Source organism: Janthinobacterium sp. GW823-FHT03B06 (genome assembly GCF_058796955.1).
Genome location: NZ_JBXAJE010000002.1, coordinates 1,081,683 through 1,098,056 on the forward strand (window position 1 = coordinate 1,081,683; position 16,374 = coordinate 1,098,056).

Annotated in this window: 13 protein-coding genes; 6 read left to right on the plus strand and 7 right to left on the minus strand. The window is 62.1% G+C overall.

The features are described 5' to 3' along the window. Window positions 1-58: 58 nt before the first annotated feature. Window positions 59-517, minus strand: a complete 459-nt coding sequence (locus AC1RBA_RS10890; RefSeq protein ID WP_492418094.1) for a very short patch repair endonuclease — start codon at window positions 515-517, stop codon at window positions 59-61. Window positions 518-844: 327 nt separating this feature from the next. On the opposite strand from AC1RBA_RS10890, the gene AC1RBA_RS10895 reads away from it, so the two are divergent. Further along, a complete protein-coding gene (locus AC1RBA_RS10895) occupies window positions 845-2,077 on the plus strand; it encodes a DNA cytosine methyltransferase (protein WP_492418096.1) in 1,233 nt (410 codons plus the stop codon). A 100-nt stretch (window positions 2,078-2,177) separates the two neighbouring features. Here AC1RBA_RS10895 and AC1RBA_RS10900 read toward each other — a convergent pair whose 3' ends face one another. Genes AC1RBA_RS10900 through AC1RBA_RS10915 form a run of 4 tightly spaced genes read right to left on the minus strand, consistent with a single transcriptional unit; the run spans window position 2,178 to window position 5,507 of the window. Then, complete coding sequence (locus AC1RBA_RS10900; RefSeq protein ID WP_492418098.1) at window positions 2,178-3,098, minus strand: Eco29kI family restriction endonuclease; 921 nt, start codon at window positions 3,096-3,098, stop codon at window positions 2,178-2,180. Between the two features lie 37 nt (window positions 3,099-3,135). Beyond that, a complete protein-coding gene (locus AC1RBA_RS10905; RefSeq protein ID WP_492418100.1) occupies window positions 3,136-3,669 on the minus strand; it encodes a GNAT family N-acetyltransferase in 534 nt (177 codons plus the stop codon). 8 nt (window positions 3,670-3,677) lie between these two features. Next, entirely contained in the window at window positions 3,678-4,196 is a 519-nt protein-coding gene (locus tag AC1RBA_RS10910; protein WP_070221881.1) for a GNAT family N-acetyltransferase, read from the minus strand. Between the two features lie 36 nt (window positions 4,197-4,232). After that, window positions 4,233-5,507 (minus strand): amidohydrolase family protein, encoded by a 1,275-nt coding sequence (locus AC1RBA_RS10915; RefSeq protein WP_492418101.1) that lies wholly within the window; start codon window positions 5,505-5,507, stop codon window positions 4,233-4,235. 382 nt (window positions 5,508-5,889) lie between these two features. Between AC1RBA_RS10915 and phaP the strand changes: the two genes are divergently transcribed. From phaP to AC1RBA_RS10940, 5 genes are all read left to right on the plus strand, one after another. After that, window positions 5,890-6,768: a TIGR01841 family phasin gene (phaP, locus tag AC1RBA_RS10920; RefSeq protein WP_492418103.1), complete on the plus strand. Its 879-nt coding sequence runs from the start codon at window positions 5,890-5,892 to the stop codon at window positions 6,766-6,768. A 165-nt stretch (window positions 6,769-6,933) separates the two neighbouring features. After that, window positions 6,934-8,685 carry an ABC transporter ATP-binding protein gene (locus AC1RBA_RS10925; protein ID WP_070218015.1) on the plus strand — a complete coding sequence of 584 codons (1,752 nt, stop codon included), beginning with the start codon at window positions 6,934-6,936 and terminating at the stop codon, window positions 8,683-8,685. Beyond that, window positions 8,675-10,483 carry an ABC transporter ATP-binding protein gene (locus tag AC1RBA_RS10930; protein WP_230502422.1) on the plus strand — a complete coding sequence of 603 codons (1,809 nt, stop codon included), beginning with the start codon at window positions 8,675-8,677 and terminating at the stop codon, window positions 10,481-10,483. The genes AC1RBA_RS10925 and AC1RBA_RS10930 overlap by 11 nt, the downstream gene beginning before the upstream one ends. 126 nt (window positions 10,484-10,609) lie before the next feature. Further along, a complete protein-coding gene (locus AC1RBA_RS10935) occupies window positions 10,610-12,310 on the plus strand; it encodes a methyl-accepting chemotaxis protein (RefSeq protein WP_492401845.1) in 1,701 nt (566 codons plus the stop codon). 383 nt (window positions 12,311-12,693) lie between these two features. Continuing rightward, a complete protein-coding gene (locus tag AC1RBA_RS10940; protein WP_492418152.1) occupies window positions 12,694-14,547 on the plus strand; it encodes a sensor domain-containing diguanylate cyclase in 1,854 nt (617 codons plus the stop codon). Between the two features lie 57 nt (window positions 14,548-14,604). On the opposite strand, the gene AC1RBA_RS10945 is transcribed toward AC1RBA_RS10940, so the two are convergent. Both AC1RBA_RS10945 and AC1RBA_RS10950 read right to left on the minus strand, forming a co-directional pair. Continuing rightward, on the minus strand, window positions 14,605-14,934 hold the full coding sequence (locus tag AC1RBA_RS10945; protein ID WP_070312834.1) for a hypothetical protein: 330 nt from the start codon (window positions 14,932-14,934) through the stop codon (window positions 14,605-14,607). A gap of 149 nt (window positions 14,935-15,083) precedes the next feature. Continuing rightward, the gene (locus tag AC1RBA_RS10950; RefSeq protein WP_492418106.1) at window positions 15,084-16,352 is read right to left on the minus strand and encodes a cytochrome-c peroxidase; all 1,269 of its coding nucleotides are present in this window, start codon (window positions 16,350-16,352) and stop codon (window positions 15,084-15,086) included. Between the last annotated feature and the right edge of the window lie 22 nt (window positions 16,353-16,374).

Here is a 16,374-nt window from a genome sequence, read left to right on the forward strand (position 1 = left end):
AAATACTTTTTTTCAGTCAACCCCATCAGCCTGCGGATCAGCGAGAGCCGGCATGTCCTCAGTTGCCTGGAGACTCACCTCTAGAATTCGGCAACGCCCGCTGACCAGGTGCGCCGAGAAATATTTGTATTGCTCTCGCTACGCTCTCAGGATCACGAAGCTCGCACTCCCACACCACCATGACATCCCATCCTGCCCCACGTAAGGCCTCGACTGTTCGTGCGTCTCGCAACTTATTTCCACTTAATTTTGAGCGCCAAAAATCAATACGAGACTTAGGCATGCGGGCCAAATCACAGCCCTCATGCCGATGCCAAAAACATCCATGCACGAAGATGACTTTTTTCCTACCAGGAAACGTCAAATCTGGGGAACCCGGAAGATTTTTGACATGGATCCGATAACGATATCCTGCTGCAAAAACCATCTTTCGAACCCACAACTCTGGTCCAGTGTTTTTTCCCTTAATCCGCGCCATCACTCTGCTACGCGATGGCTGATCTATAGTATCAACCATAATGTACCTATGAAACCGTGCAGAAATAGCGCCACTCCTAGTATTTTCAAGGGGACTTTGAGTAGTAACAAATTAGGCGATTGATCACTGTACAAAAACACAGTAAAATGAGGCATGCGGAAAAGTTGATGTTAATGCATCAGAAGTGGAGCTGCTTCCATCGGTTTGTTCCTCTTCTGTTCCTTGCTTTATACTGCTGGACTACTTAAATGTATCCAAATAGAAGTTGCCATACGCACCTTCGCATGCAGGCGAGAGTGGTAGTTGCCATCAACCACATCGATTCAATAATATCCCGAAAAAGTAGCATCGCTTCAGCCACTCCAAATGACCATGTATAACACGCCCGCCCTCTTAGTCCCGTCAGACACACTAGTGACAAGTACTCGTATCATTGAGTCAATTGAGCTATTCGCAGGGGCGGGAGGACTGGCGCTTGGTTTTTCCAGCAATGATGTTCAGCATCGCGCGGTTGTAGAATGGAACAGCCATGCGTGCAATACCTTGCGCAATAATAAGCTTCAACAGGTGGAGCCGATCAGTCATTGGCCCGACGTCACAGAGGGCGACGTACGTGATTTTAACTATAAGAATCACAACAATATCGATCTGATCACCGGAGGTCCACCTTGCCAACCTTTTTCCATGGGCGGGAAGCACGGTGGATTTCTCGACGAGAGAGATATGTTCCCACAAGCGATACGTGCTGTCCGAGAGGCCCGACCTCGCGCGTTCACCTTTGAAAATGTACAAGGCCTAAAACGTGCCGCATTCGCCGACTACTTCAACTACATCTTGCTGCAACTTGAGTTCCCCTCACAAATCGCCAAAACGAAAGAGCTGTGGACAGACCACTTGGTGAGGCTGCAAAAATACAAGACCAAGGGAGCTCCGAGCGAATATCATGTCTATCACCGTCTGGTCAATGCGGCCAATTATGGCGTACCACAAAAGCGCATGCGAATTTTCTTTGTTGGTTTCAGGGCTGATGTTCACAAGCCTTGGGACTTCCCAGCAGAGACACATAGCAGTGATGCGCTGGTGCTGACAAAATGGGCAAACGGAAGCTACTGGGAACGCCACCGCATTGCGTCAAAAAACCGTCCGCCACGGCCCGATGGCATCGATAAAAAAATACAAAAAATATTGGATGCTGATTACGGTGCCAACATGCTTGCCTGGCAAACCGTCAGAGACGCAATCTCCGACCTTCCCGATCCCGAGATATCCTCGACAAAAGCGTTAGGGTTAGTGCAGGCACATCGCTTTCAGCCGGGCGCAAGAGCTTATGCAGGGCATACGGGAAGCTCAATTGATGAACCAGCAAAGGCACTCAAAGCAGGTGATCATGGAGTACCTGGCGGTGAAAATATGCTACGCCGAACAGACGGCTCGGTTAGGTATTTTACTGTCAGAGAATCAGCACGCATTCAGACCTTTCCTGACAATTTTATATTTGAAGGCACATGGTCTGAGACCATGCGCCAGCTTGGCAATGCGGTTCCGGTGAAGTTGGCGGCAGTGATGGCGCGCGGCGTATGCGCACTTTTGCGAGAGTAAAAAGTAGGCGTCGGGATGGTAAGAAAACCACATAAATGCACGTGATTTCCTTACCTTATTCGAAAGTGTGAATCTAAGTCAAAAATCTGTTCTACCGACACTACTTATCTGGAGGGGAAGTGACCTCGGCCGCTACCTGATCGAACAAAACACCACCTTTTGTGGGAGTAAAAAAACGCTCCCGGTTAATCTGGCGCATATCGGCCATGATACGTTCAAAAATCTGATGGACATCCGTGTAGGGCGTATGGATTGCCAAGTGTCCAGCAATTTGTTCATTGATCACCTCAGGCGATTTCTGGTTTTCAAAAGTTCTATCCGCCCATTCACGTCCTGGATGAAGGGTGTCCCAGGGTGATCGTTTGTTGACACGCGTATCAGAACTGTCACCGTGTTTCCCAAGACCAAAGCAGATCTTTGTTTCCGAGTTCCAGATCGGCCTAAAAAAGTTGATCAGATAATCTTCGGCCGACTTTTGATATCCACTTTGCACTATCAAAAAACGGCATTCAAAATCTTCAATCTTCAGCGTCGTGGTAGCTTTTCGAATACTACGAGCATGTTCATTGAGTCGTGCCGACAACTTTGTTCCTTGAGTTACGGCATCTTTGGCGCCTTGTCGGTCAGGGTCAGCTTTCCCGACATAGATAGGGTGATCCTTGTCTTTAAGCGGCAAGTATGGCAAAAAATCCCCCCTATAATAGATGGCATACACCCCGGCGCCGTAAAACTCAGGGATCGCCGCTAACGAATGCCTTTCCTGCGCCACCATAGTCAAGGCCACTACCCTGCCAGCGGTATTGGGATCGGAAGGATCAAAAATCGATTCGGGGCGCCATACGGGATCCAGGCGTTCCGTAGTCATCCTGATCTCAGATACAGCCTTTTCTAGTTCCAAACGAATTTTTTTGACACTACGAGCATCAGTACCTACATCAACACTGGCTATTCGAATGGCTAGATCTTGTAATTCGGCAAGCATAGTTTCGAGAGGTGGAACTACTTTTTTACTTGTGGCCATCTATTTCCTCGTCAATATGGACTTTGACATTCACACTTCATGAAAACAAACGAAAATCGCGGCGGTAGACATTCGTATCCTTGCCCGACGGCGGCATGCGCGTAAAGCGCTCGAAGCGCAGCCCCAGCTTGTTGAGCAGATTGATCGACGCCTGGTTCTGCAGCGACGTGATGCCGTACAGGGTGGGCAGGCGCAGCACGTGCTGCGCATGCCGCACGATGGCCGCCGTCGCCTCCCAAGCATAGCCCTGGCCCCAGTAGGCGGGACGCATGGCGTAGCCGATATCGGGGCCGGGCAGGCTGTCGCGGCGCACCAGACCGGCCATGCCCACGGGCGCGCCATCGCTGCGGCGCTCGACGATGTACAGCGAATAGCCATGCTCGCGGAACTGCGCCATCGGTCCCGACTCCAGCGCGGCGCGGGACGCTTCCAGCGTGTCGATGTTGCGCTGGCCGATGTTGGCGATCCACGACGGGTCGTTGACCAGCTCCATGTAGAAGGCCGCATCGTCCAGGGTGGCGGTGCGCAGACGCAGACGGGGCGTCTCGATGACGGTAATCGGCTCTGTCATGGCGCCGCTCATGCCGGCCACTGCATCGGGTCGGTCAGCAGCTGATACATCACGTAGGCGTCGACATAGCCGAGCTGCGCGTGGCGGTAGGCCAGCGGCAGGGTGGCGACCACCGTGAAACCCAGCTTTTTCCACAGAGTGACAGCGGCCAGGTTGGTGCTGACGACGAAGTTGAACTGCATCGCCAGGTAGCCCGCGCGGCGCGCCTCTTCCATGCAGTGCACGCCCATCAGGCGGCCCACGCCCACGCCTTGCGCGGCGGGATCGACCATGAACGAGGCATTGGCCACGTGCGATCCATGGCCCGGCTGGTTCGCCACCAGCTTGTACATGCCCAGCAGGCGCTCGCTGCCCATCACGGCGACGAAGCTTTGCACGCCGGGACCGAACCAGTAGGCGTGGCACTCTTCGCGCGTGGTCCCGGCGGGGAAGGTATAGGTGTCGCCGCCGGCGACCAGGGTCTGGAAGATCGGCCACATGGCGTCGAAATCGCCTTCATTGGCCGGACGGATATCAATTTCTTTCAAGGCGGTGCTCCCGATAACAAGTGATGGCCGATTGTATCAGCGCCCCAGGCGGAAGTTCACACTCTCGGGCCGCCCCGGCAGATGCAGGCGCGATTGCGCGCGCGGCGCCTCGCTGACGACTTTCCCGCACCGCAGCACCAGCCGCCGCGCCGCGCGCAGGCGCAGCGCTTCCACGGTACTGCCGCAATCGAGGATCAGCAAGTCCGCGTGGCAGCCGGGCGCGATGCCGTAGCCGTCCAGGCCCAGGATGCGCGCCGGCGTCTCCGTCACGGCCAAAAAACACTCGTGCATCGCCTGCTGGCCCGTCATCTGCGCCACGTGCAGTCCCATGTGCGCCACTTCCAGCATGTCGCCGGAACCGAGGCTGTACCACGGATCCATCACGCAGTCGTGGCCGAAGGCGACGGGAATGCCGGCGGCCAGCATCTCGGGCACGCGCGTCATGCCGCGCCGCTTCGGATACGTGTCGTGACGCGCCTGCAGGGTGATGTTGATGAGGGGGTTGGCGATGGCCGCCACGCCCGCCTCGCGGATCAGGGGCAGCAGTTTGCTCACATAATAATTGTCCATCGAATGCATGGACGTCAGGTGCGAGCCCGTCACCCTGCCCTGCAGCCCCAAGCGCTGGCTGTGGAAGGCCAGGGTTTCGATGTGGCGCGACAGCGGGTCGTCCGATTCGTCGCAATGCATGTCGACCATCAGGCCACGCTCGCAGGCAAATTCGCACAGCAGGCGCACGGATTCCGCGCCGTCGGCCATGGTGCGCTCGAAATGCGGGATGCCGCCCACCACGTCGACGCCCATGGCGATCGCGCGTTTTAAATTGTCGAAGGCGCCGGGACTGCGCAGGATACCGTCCTGCGGAAAGGCCACCAGCTGCAAATCGAGATACGGCGCCACTTGCCGCTTGACGTCGAGCAGCGCTTCGACGGCCAGCAGGCGCGGGTCGCAGATATCCACGTGCGAGCGGATCGCCAGCAGGCCGCGCGCCACGGCCCAGTCGCAATACTGCAGGGCGCGTTCGACCAGCGCGTCCTGCGTCAGTTGCGGTTTCAGCTCGCCCCACAGGGCGATGCCTTCGAGCAGGGTGCCGGAGGCGTTGACGCGCGGCAGGCCATAGCTGAGCGTGGCGTCCATGTGGAAGTGGGCGTCGACGAAGGGCGGCGTGACGAGGTCGCCGGCGGCGTCGATCTCTTGCGCGCCCGTCACGGGCAAGGCGGGGCCGACGGCGGCGATGCGGCCGCCCTCGATGGCGATATCGATGGCGCGGCGCCCGTCGGGCAGGCTGGCATTGCGGATGACTAGGTCCATGCGGACACTCCTTCGGTTGACGACTGTGTCTGGTGTTTCAGTGAATGATCATTTACATATTTCTCGCGGATGTTGCAGTGCAAGAAACAAGGCACTGGCAAAAGCGTAGCCATAGATTCCTTGGCAGCGCTTTGCGCGCGCGCAAACTTCCCGCAAATGCCGCCAGGCGCATGAATAGCGCAAAACATACGGCGCACGCCCTTGAGAAAATAACTTTCAACTAACTGGAATCACCGCTAGAATATTCATATTGCGTTGCATCATAAAAAGTCTATGATCAGCTATTCAGCACGCTACCCACTTTACAAAACGCGGCCAACTCTGGTTTTCGGGATTTTGCAGAGCGTTTTGCCAGCATTTTAATCCGTACAAAGGAGTAAATATGTTTCCGCTTCCTGAACAATTTTCCAGCGCCGCCAAGTCGCAACTGGAAAGCCAGCTGCAAATCTTCAGCCTTCTGACCAGCAAAGTCTTTGAAAGCGCCGAAAAAATCATCGCCCTGAACCTGAACGCCGGCAAGGCCGCCATTTCGCAGACGGCGGAAACGGCGCAGCACCTGCTGGTTACGCAGGACCCGCGCGACTTCTTCAGCTACAGCACCAGCCAGGCGCAGCCAAGCATCGAGAGCGTGCTGGCCTACAGCCGCCAGCTGTTCGGCATCGCCTCGGGCACGCAGGCGGAATTGCTGGCCTCGGCCAAGGCCCGCCTCGATGCGGCCGCGCCAGCCGCAGCAACGGCCCCGGCTCCTGCCGCAGCCAAACCTGTCCTGGCCGTCGCGGCGCCCGCGCCCGCTGCCGCGCCTGCCGCTGCGCCTGCACCAGCACCGGCCGCGGCGCCTTCCCCCGTTGCCGCCAAGCCTGCTGAAGTAGCCAAACCTGCCGCCGCCCCGGCAGCCAAACTGGAAGCAGCGCCTGCCAAGGCGGCCGAGAAGGTTGCCGACAAGCCTGCCGCCAAAGCGGTGGAAGCCAAGCCGGCGACCAAACCGGCAGCCAAGCCTGAAGCAGCCAAGCACGCAGCGGCACCCGCCGCCGCACCAGCGAAAGCCGCCGCGCCAGCCCCCGCCAAGCCAGCCGCGAAGTCATTTCCTTCGAGCAAACCCGCCGCCAAGCCGGCCAGCACCGCCGGCAAGACCGTGGCCAAGGCCGCCGTGCAGCACGCCGCTGCGCCAGCGGCCAAGCCGGCAGCCAAGGCAGCGCCCAAGGGCACGCCATCGAAACAGCTCGACATGCTGGGCGGCGGCAAAGGCAGCGGCCGCAAGTAAGCCGCGCGCACGGTACTGACGCAGCAAAACAACGGGCTACGGCCCGTTTTTTGCGTGCTCGTCCACAGCGCGCTTTTCCGCCTTGTTGTATCCTACGCGTACTTTCCGTCCGCGTGCCCGTCCTTCCGCCCCGCGACACCCCATTACTCAAAACAAAAGGTAACCATGAGTTTATCGAGGCTCATCGCCGGCTTCGTGCGTCAGCATTGGCCGGCGTATGCCGCCGCCGCCGTCATGCTGACAGGCGTGGCAACACTGACCGTCTGGATCCCGCGTCGCGTGGGCGCCATCATCGACGCGCTGGCCGCGCACCGCATGACGGCCGCCGAACTGTGGCTTGAGCTGCTGACTCTGCTCGCCGTCGGCGTCGTCATCTACTTCCTGCGCGTGGGCTGGCGCATCACCCTGTTCAAGGCCGCCTACCAGCTGGGCGTGATGCTGCGCACGCGCTTCTACACGCGCATGTCGCAGCAGGGCGCGTCGTTCTACCAGAACCAGCGCACGGGCGACCTGATGGCGCTGGCGACGAACGATATCGACGCCATCGAAATGGCCGCCGGCGAAGCCATGCTGGCCGGTTTCGACGGCACTTTGACCTTGCTGATGGTGCTCGGCATCATGCTGCTGGGCGTGGACTGGCGCCTGGCCTGCATCGCCCTCTTGCCCTTCCCCCTGATGGGACTGGCCTTCTGGCGCATTTCCAGCCATATCCATACGGCGTCGACGGATTCGCTGCAACGCTTTTCCGCGCTGAACGACCACGTGCAAGAGTCCTTGTCCGGCGTGCGCACCCTGCGCGCGCTGGGCCTGGAAGAGCGCAGCAGCAAGCAGTTCTCCACCCTGGCCGGCCACGCGGCCAACGCCAGCCTGACGGCGCAGCGCTGGGAAGCGGCGTATGAACCGGCCGTCGGCCTGACCCTGACGGCGGCCACGGCGCTGACCCTGGGCCTGGGCGGCTACCTCGTGTGGCAAGACCAGCTGACCATCGGCGCGCTGACGAGCTTTTCCATGTACCTGGGCCAGCTGATCTGGCCCATGTTCGCCGCCGGCTGGGTGCTGTCATTGATCGAACGGGGCCGCGCCGCCTGGCAGCGCCTGCAGCCGATGCTCGACGCGCCGCTGGCCATCGACGACCATGGCAGCATCGCCACGCTGACGCCCGGCCCCCTGCAATTGCAGGACGTCGGCTTTGCGTATGCGGGCCAGACGGCGCCGGCCCTGTCCGGCATTTCGCTGCGCTTGCAGCCGGGCCAGACCCTGGGCCTGGTCGGCCCGACGGGCAGCGGCAAGTCGACCCTGCTGCGCGTGCTGCTGCGCCAGGTCACGCCGCAATCGGGCACGGCCACGTGGAATGGGCACGCGCTGGACGCCTACACCTTGCACGCGCTGCGCGCGGCGATCAGCTGGGTGCCGCAGGAGTCCTTTTTATTCTCCGCCACCATCGCCGACAATATCGCGCTGGCCCGTCCGGGCGCCACGCGCGAGGAAGTGGAGCGGGCGGCGCAGCTGGCCGACATCCACGCGGACATTTTGCAGTTCCCCGAAGGCTATGCCACCCACGTGGGCGAAAAGGGCATCACCCTGTCCGGCGGCCAGCGCCAGCGCGTGGCGATTGCCCGCGCCCTGCTGGCCGACAACGGCTTGCTGCTGCTCGACGATGCGCTGTCCGCCGTCGACACGGGCACGGAAACGCGCATCCTGCAGCACCTGGAGGAATTGCGCCGCAAGCGCCCCGAGCGCAGCGCCATCATCGCCAGCCACCGCCTGAGCGCCGTCGTCAACGCGGACCTGATCCTCGTGCTGCGCGATGGCCACGTGACGGAAACGGGCAACCACGACGCGCTGATGCAGCGCGACGGCTGGTACGCCAGCCAGTGGCGCTATCAACAACTGGAGGCCAGCCTCGATGCCATCTAAGAACGACCAAGCCAACACCGCCACGCCATCCGTGCGCCGCCAGGCCGCGCAAGCGATCGGCCTGCTGCGCCGCGCCGCCGCGCCGGACCTGCGCCATTTATACTGGGCCACGTTCTGGCTGATCCTCGCCGCCGCCCTCGAAGTCACGGGTCCCATTTTAGGCAAGGCCCTGATCGACCAGCATCTGCTGCCGCGCCACCTGGACTGGACGCGCATGTCGCTGCTGCTGGGCGGCTGCCTGCTGACGGGCTGGGTCGCTTCCGGCCTGCGCTATTTGCAGCTGGTGCGCCTGTCCGGCCTGGCCATGCGCTCGGTGCAGCGCCTGCGCGAAACCGTCTACCAGCACGTGCTGCGCCTGCCGATGAGTTTTTTCGACCGCGCCATCACGGGACAGCTGGTCAGCCGCGTCACCAACGACACGGAAGCGGTGAAATCGCTGTACGTGCAGGTGCTGTTTGTCATCCTCGACAGCTCCATCGTCCTGGTCGGCACCATGGCCGCCATGGCCTTCCTCGACTGGCGCTTGATGCTGATCGTGCTGGCCCTGCTGCCGGCCGTGCTGCTCATCGTCTTCCTGTACCAGCGCTGGAGCGCGCCGGCCGTCACGCGCGCGCGCGCCCTGCGCAGCGAGATCAACGGCCAGATCGCCGAATCGATCGGCGGCATGAGCGTGCTGCAGGCGAATAACGCGGAAAAGCGCTTCGGCGCGCGCTTCACGGGCATCAACCAGGACCACTACACGGCGCGCATGCAGGAATTGCGCGCCAACGCCTGGCTGCTGCGCCCCGCGCTCGACATGCTCAACATCGTGCTGCTGGCCGTCGTCATCTTCAGCTTCGGCCGCCGCGACATGGGTGCCGTGGAAGTGGGCGTGCTGTATGCATTCATCAGCTACATCGCGCGCGTGATCGAACCGCTGATCCAGATCACCATGCAGTTCAGCCAGCTGCAGCAGTCGGTGGTGGCCACGGCGCGCGTCTCGGCCCTGCTGGACGAAGCGCAGGCGCTGGAACACGCACAGGGAAGGGAGACACCGGCCCTGCGGCAGGCGAAAACGGGCAGCGACGTGCCCGCCGTCGACATCGCCCGCCTGACCTTCGCCTACGTGGAAAACCAGCCCGTGCTGCACGACCTGTCGCTGCAGATCCCGCAAGGCGCCTTCTTCGGCATCGTCGGCCACACGGGCAGCGGCAAGTCGACCCTGCTCTCCTTGCTGCTGCGCTTCTACCCCGTCACGCAGGGCAGCATCGCCATCAACGGCGTCGCCCTCGACAGCATCGACAACGAGCACTTCCGCGCCGACGTGGGCCTGGTGCCGCAAGACCCCTTCCTGCTGGCCGCCTCGGCACGCGAAAACATCGACATGGGCCGCGGCTACACGCAGCAGCAGATCGAGACGGCCGCGCGCGCCGCGCATGCGCACGACTTCATCGCGGCGCTGGAACACGGCTACGACACGCCGCTGGGCGAAGGCGGCTCGCGCCTGTCGTCGGGGCAGAAGCAGCTGATCGCGATTGCCCGCGCGCTGGCCGGCCAGCCGCGCATTTTGCTGCTCGACGAAGCGACGTCGCGCATCGATAGCCAGACGGAGCAGATCGTGCAGACGGCCCTCAACGAGTTGCGCGGCAAGGTCACCATCATCGCCATCGCCCACCGCCTGTCGACCATCCGCGAAGCGGACCGTATCATCGTGCTCAATCACGGCCGCATCACGGAAGCGGGACCGCACGAGGAACTGATGCAGATCGAAGGCGGCCTGTACCAGCGCCTCTACCTGCTGCAGCAACTGGCAATTTGATAGCCATGGGGCGCCGTTGCATGGCGCCACTTTTTTTCTGTACGGCATTAAAAATGCCGAACAGACGGGAGTATATTCATCTGGCGGGCAGCGCCAACGGCCCCAACCACACTTCCGGGGGATACCATGCGCAGCAAACTGTCGATCAGGAATATCTTTGCCGCCATTTTTCTGCTCAGCCTGGCGCTCTCCGTCATCAGCCTGTGGGCGCTGTTCCGCGTGGCGGGCAAGCAGGCCGAGGCGAACCGCGTCACTGAAACGCGCTACCAGTCCTACCTGCTGGCCGACGAACTGCGGCAAAGCTCGGACGACCTGACCCGGCTGGCCCGCACCTACGTCGTCACCGGCGACGCCAGGTACGAACAGCAATACCTGGACATCCTCGACATCCGCAACGGCAAGAAGCCGCGCCCCGCCCATTACGAGCGCATCTACTGGGACTTCGTGGCGGCAGGCGTGCCCGTGCCCGCATCGACGGGGCCTGCCGTGCCGCTGGCAGAACTGATGCGCAAGGCCGGCTTCAGCGAGCAGGAATTCGCCAAGCTGCGCGAAGCGCAAGCCAATTCGGACGGCCTGGTCAAGACCGAAGTGATCGCCATGAACGCCGTCAAGGGCCGCTTCGACGACGGCAGCGGCAACTTCACCAAAACCGGGCCGCCGGACCTGGAAATGGCCCGCGCCATCATGCACGATGCCCAATACCACAGCAACAAGGCGAAGATCATGCAGCCGGTGAATGAATTCCTCACGTTGCTCGACCAGCGCACGAGCGCGGCCGTGCAGACGGCGATGAGCGGCACCATGGCCGCCTACTCCGTGACGGTCGGCGTGCTGCTGGTATCCGTCATGGTCTCGCTGCTGTGCCTGTTCCTCGTGTACCGCCACATCAAGCGCAGCCTGGATCAGGCGATCGCCACGGCGCAGCTGATCGCCGGCGGCGACCTGAGCATCGACGCCGTCATCGAACGAGCCGATGAAATCGGCGTGCTGCTGCATGCGATGAACACTATTAACGCCAACCTGACGGGGCTGATCGGCGACATCCGCAGCGGCACCGGCGAAATGTCGGTGGCCACGCACGAAATCGCGCTGGGCAATGCGGACCTGTCCGCGCGCACGGAAGCGCAAGCCAGTTCCCTCGAAGAGACGGCCAGCTCGATGGAAACGCTGACGGCGACGGTGCGGCAAAACGCCAGCAACGCCGGCGAGGCGAACCAGCTGGCCGCCAGCGCCTCGGCCGTCGCCGTGCAGGGCGGCGCCGTCGTCGCCCAAGTGGTCAGCACGATGGGCGCGATCAAGGAAAGCTCGAGCCAGATCGCCGACATCATCGGCGTTATCGACGGCATCGCCTTCCAGACCAACATCCTGGCCCTGAACGCGGCCGTCGAGGCGGCGCGGGCAGGCGAACAGGGACGCGGCTTCGCCGTCGTCGCCGGCGAGGTGCGCAGCCTGGCCCACCGCAGCGCTGCCGCCGCCCAGGAAATCAAGACCTTGATCGGCGCCTCCGTGGAACGGGTCGACGCCGGCAGCAAGCTCGTCGACGAGGCGGGACGCACCATGGCGCTGGTGGTGGAATCGATCCAGAAGGTGGCCGCCATCATGAGCGAAATCACCAGCGCCAGCCACGAGCAAAGCGCGGGAATCAGCGAGGTCAACCAGGCGGTCACGCAGATGGACAACATCACGCAACAGAACGCCGCCCTGGTCGAGCAGGCGGCCGCCGCGGCCGAAAGCCTGCAGGAACAGGCACAAGCCCTGATCGCGGCCGTCGCCATCTTCCGCCTGAAAGGCAGCCCGCCGGCCACGGCCGCCCTGCCCCTGCGCTGACGTGCGGCCAAAGTGTGCACTTTCGCAAATTTCCGCGCACTGCATGATATTTCTGGATTGCAACAGAATATAATCTGTTACAGACAGGTGGTCATTGCGGGAGCGGGACGTTGGCAGGCAGACAGAGACGGGCATCATGGCGAAAGGCGCATTGGCTGCTGGTATTGGCCTGCTTGCTGCCGCCTGCCGCACACGCCCAGGTCAGCGACCTTGAGCAGTATCTTGCCGCCGTGCGCGACGACGGCCGCTACGTGCCCGCGCGCGCGCTGCAACGGCTGCAGGAAGTCGAAACGCAGGCGCGCAGCGCTCCCCTGCCCGTGCGCGCGGAATTCCTTACCCAACTGAGCAACGCCCGCATGCGCCTGGGGCAGAACGACATCGCCATGCAGCTGGCCGAGGAACTGATTGCCTACGCCCGCATGAACAAGAGCGACGTGGCGCTGGCAAAAGGCATACTCAACAAGGCCTACATCACGTTTGCCCGCAACGAGCGCCGCGCCTCGCACCTGCTGGCCTTTGAGGCGGAAAAAATCGCCAATGGCACGGACGACTTGCCCGTGCGCGTGCAAGCGACCATCAGCGCGGGCCAGTCGTGGGCCGAGGAAGGCAATTTTCCGTTTGCGCTGGCCAAGCTGCAGGCAGCCGTCGACCTGGCGCGCCAGAGCAAATCCCCGTCCAGCCTGGCCGCCGCCCTGAATGCCCTCACCCTGCTGTACACGCAGATGCGCGAATACGACAAGGGCTTCGAAGTGCTCGACGAATTGCTGGCAGTCTCCGCGAGACTGGCGTCACCGGGCCGCATGGCGCAGGCAAAGAATACGGAATACGGGCTGGCGCTCGACGCGCAGCAGCCGCAGCGGGGCCAGCGCGCCCTGCTGGCGGCCCTGGCGCTGGAACGCCAGCTGGGCGCGCGCGGCATGGTGGCCGTCACCCTCGTCAACCTGTCGGACAGCTATCTCAAGGAAGGCGACTACGCGCGCGCCTTGCGCTATGCAAATGAAGCGATCACGGCGGCGGACCTCGTCAACGATGAACAGGTGGAGGCGACGGCGCGGCTGAACATCGGCCAGGCGCTGATCGGCCAGGGACGGCTGCAGGAAGGCAAGCAAAGCGTGGCCACGGGCCTGGCCTACTACGAACGCACGGCCAACCAGCCGGAAATGCAGGCCGTGCTGCTGGAATACGGCATGGCGCTGGAAAAGGCGGGCGACCTGCGCGGCGCCGTCACCGCGTACCACCGCGAGCGCGGCATTTCCAACCAGCTGTTCGAAAAGCAGCGGCAAAAGGCCGTGTATGAACTGCAAGAAAAGTATGAGGCGGAAAAGAAACAGCGCCAGATCGAGCTGCTGAGCCGCGAAAATCAGCTCAAGAGCACCGAAATCGACAACCGCCGCCTGCAGCAGCGCGTGTGGTGGCTGCTGGCGCTGGTACTGGCCATGGCGTCCGCCATCGTTGGCTTGCTGTACCGCAAGGTGCGCCATGCGAACGTGCAGCTGAAGGTAAAAAACCAGGAACTCAAGCGCCAGAGTTCGCGCGACCCGCTGACGGCCCTGTACAACCGCCGCCATTTCCAGGAATTCATGCGCAGCCATGCGGGCAAGCCGCAGCCCGCCTATGCCGGCGACGATGTCGTGGGCGCGCTGTTCCTGCTCGACGTCGACCACTTCAAGCACATCAACGACGCTTACGGCCATGCGGCGGGCGACCTGGTGCTGACGACGATCGCCGAAACCCTGCACGACGTGTTGCGCGAAACGGACATGATCGTGCGCTGGGGCGGCGAGGAATTCCTTGCCTTCCTGCCGGCCGTCGCGCGCGACGGGCTCGACGAGATCGCGCGGCGCATCCTCAACGGCATGGCGGCGCAACGCATCGACTACCAGGGCCAGACCATCGAAGTGCACGTGTCCGTGGGCTTTGCGCCCTATCCGCTGGCGCCGCTGGGACGGCCGCTCACGTGGGAACGCAGCGTCAACCTGATCGACATGGCGCTGTACCTGGCCAAGGCGCACGGGCGCAACCGGGCGTATGGCTTGCGCGGTTTTCATCAGGTGGAAAGAACGACCCTGGAAGTGGTGGAGCAAGACCTGGAACGCGCGTGGCGCGACGGCTTTGTCGATTTGAGCGTGGTACTGGGGGGGACGGACGAGGCGGACAGGCCGGAGACGGCTGGAACGCAGACGTTGACGCCGGGCGGCCAAGCGGGCGATGGCGTCGCCGCAGCTGCCGTCACCTGACGACAGCTGCGGGAACCGGGCCGGCGTTAGCTGCTCCTGGCGCGGTGATGACGGTGATTACTTGTGCGCGGCGTCCTGCATCTTTTCACCGGCTTTTTCGACTTTCTTGCCGACGGCATCGGCCGCTTCGCTCATTTTCTTGTCGGCGTCAGCGGCGACTTGGTCCATCTTGGCGCCCGTATCGGAAGCGGCCTGGCTCACGGCGGCGTCAGCTTTGGTTGCTGCGGCCTTGATGTCGGCTTCAGCCTTGGCAGCGGCCGCATCGATCTTCTGGCCAGCTTGTTCCGCAGGACCGGCGGCGACATCGCTCTTCTTCTGGCAAGCAGCCAGGGCCACAACCATCATGCCGGCGGCGCACACGGTCATCCAATTTTTGCTTACTTTCATGGTATTCCCTTTCATTGTTATCAAAAGACACAGATCAGTTCGCAATATACACCTGCCTAAAATTTTCTAGCGTGCGCTAACGCACATAAAAACAGGCTTTTGTAGCGTAGTTGTAAGCAATGGTATCTTGATATTTTTTTAGCATGCGTTCAGTGTGCCGCGGTGGCCGGCCGATAGCCATCCGTCAAGGTATGCAGGAAGGCGATCACGTCGGCGATCTCCGCTTCGTTCAGGGCCGGCGCCTGGCCCGGCTGGCGGTCGAACGGCGCTTCCACGTTGACGTTCGCCTCCAGCCCCGGCGGCAAATCGTCGTATTTGCGCACCTTGCCGTTTCGCTCTGCCGGATACCATTTTTGCGGCGCCGTATCGCGCTGCACGTAAAAGCGCAGCACCTGCTCCAGACTGTCAAAACTGCCGTTGTGGAAAAACACCTTGCGCAGGGCGACGTTGCGCAGGGACGGCGTCTTGAAGCTGCCGCAGTACTCCTTGTGCTCCATCAGGTCGGTGCGGTCCGGGCCGCACAAGCCCATGTCGAAGAACGCCGGGTCCGCATTGACGGGCAGCTTGCCATTGCGCGGTACGCCGATATTGATCAAGCCGTAATCGGTAAATTGGGGAAAGGCGCCGCCGGAAGTGATCTGGCTGATATGGCAGGACGCGCAATTGCCCTTGCGCTCATCGTTGAACAGGGCCAGGCCGCGCGCTTCCTGCGGACTCAAAACGGCCTGCTTGCGCAAGACGGCGTCGTACTTGCTCGTGTACGGATAGAAATCTAGCGGGCTTTCCTGGAACACTTCCAGCGACATCAGCGCCCAGCGCAAGGCCTGGCCCGGCTGCTCGAAAATATCGGCGCCATACGTCTGGCGAAATTGCGCCGCCAGGGGTCCAGCGCGCAATTTGGCGACGACGGCCGCCGCGTCGCGGTTGCCCATCTCGCGTTGGGAGAGCAACGGCGCCAGCGCCTGCTCATGGCCGGACTGGGCGCGGCCATCCCAGTTGCGCCCGCCCGTGGGACCCGCATCGACGCTGTCGTCGCCATCGTCGTCATGAAAATGTTCGGTGAATGCGGGTGCGGTCTGCAGGTAGCGCAGCGAGGGCGCCGCGCGCGTGCCCGCGTCCTTCAGTTCCGGGCCGCCCAGCTGCACCGCCAGCCCGTTCGGCGGCCCATACGCGTGCTCGGGACTGTGGCAGCTGGAGCACGACATCTTCCCCGACACGGACAGGCTGGGCTCGAAAAACATGGCGCGGCCCATGGCCGTCATCTGGGCCACGGAAGGCTGGCGTGGCAGGGTGGGCGCGTAGGCGCCCGCCAGATAGGCGGGCTTGGCCGCGGCTTCCTTTTGCGCTGCCGGATGGCAGGCGGCCAGCAGGCAGGCGGCTACAAAGGCGAGCAGCAGTGAGGGCTTCGTTTTCATCATGGGCTGGCAGCGTAGCAACGGT

Coding starts and splice junctions, on each gene's coding strand:
- AC1RBA_RS10890 (WP_492418094.1), bottom strand. CDS start 517: ATGGTTGATACTATAGATCAGCCATCGCGTAGCAGAGTGATGGCGCGG.
- AC1RBA_RS10895 (WP_492418096.1), top strand. CDS start 845: ATGACCATGTATAACACGCCCGCCCTCTTAGTCCCGTCAGACACACTA.
- AC1RBA_RS10900 (WP_492418098.1), bottom strand. CDS start 3,098: ATGGCCACAAGTAAAAAAGTAGTTCCACCTCTCGAAACTATGCTTGCC.
- AC1RBA_RS10905 (WP_492418100.1), bottom strand. CDS start 3,669: ATGACAGAGCCGATTACCGTCATCGAGACGCCCCGTCTGCGTCTGCGC.
- AC1RBA_RS10915 (WP_492418101.1), bottom strand. CDS start 5,507: ATGGACCTAGTCATCCGCAATGCCAGCCTGCCCGACGGGCGCCGCGCC.
- phaP (WP_492418103.1), top strand. CDS start 5,890: ATGTTTCCGCTTCCTGAACAATTTTCCAGCGCCGCCAAGTCGCAACTG.
- AC1RBA_RS10925 (WP_070218015.1), top strand. CDS start 6,934: ATGAGTTTATCGAGGCTCATCGCCGGCTTCGTGCGTCAGCATTGGCCG.
- AC1RBA_RS10930 (WP_230502422.1), top strand. CDS start 8,675: ATGCCATCTAAGAACGACCAAGCCAACACCGCCACGCCATCCGTGCGC.
- AC1RBA_RS10935 (WP_492401845.1), top strand. CDS start 10,610: ATGCGCAGCAAACTGTCGATCAGGAATATCTTTGCCGCCATTTTTCTG.
- AC1RBA_RS10940 (WP_492418152.1), top strand. CDS start 12,694: ATGCAGCTGGCCGAGGAACTGATTGCCTACGCCCGCATGAACAAGAGC.
- AC1RBA_RS10945 (WP_070312834.1), bottom strand. CDS start 14,934: ATGAAAGTAAGCAAAAATTGGATGACCGTGTGCGCCGCCGGCATGATG.
- AC1RBA_RS10950 (WP_492418106.1), bottom strand. CDS start 16,352: ATGATGAAAACGAAGCCCTCACTGCTGCTCGCCTTTGTAGCCGCCTGC.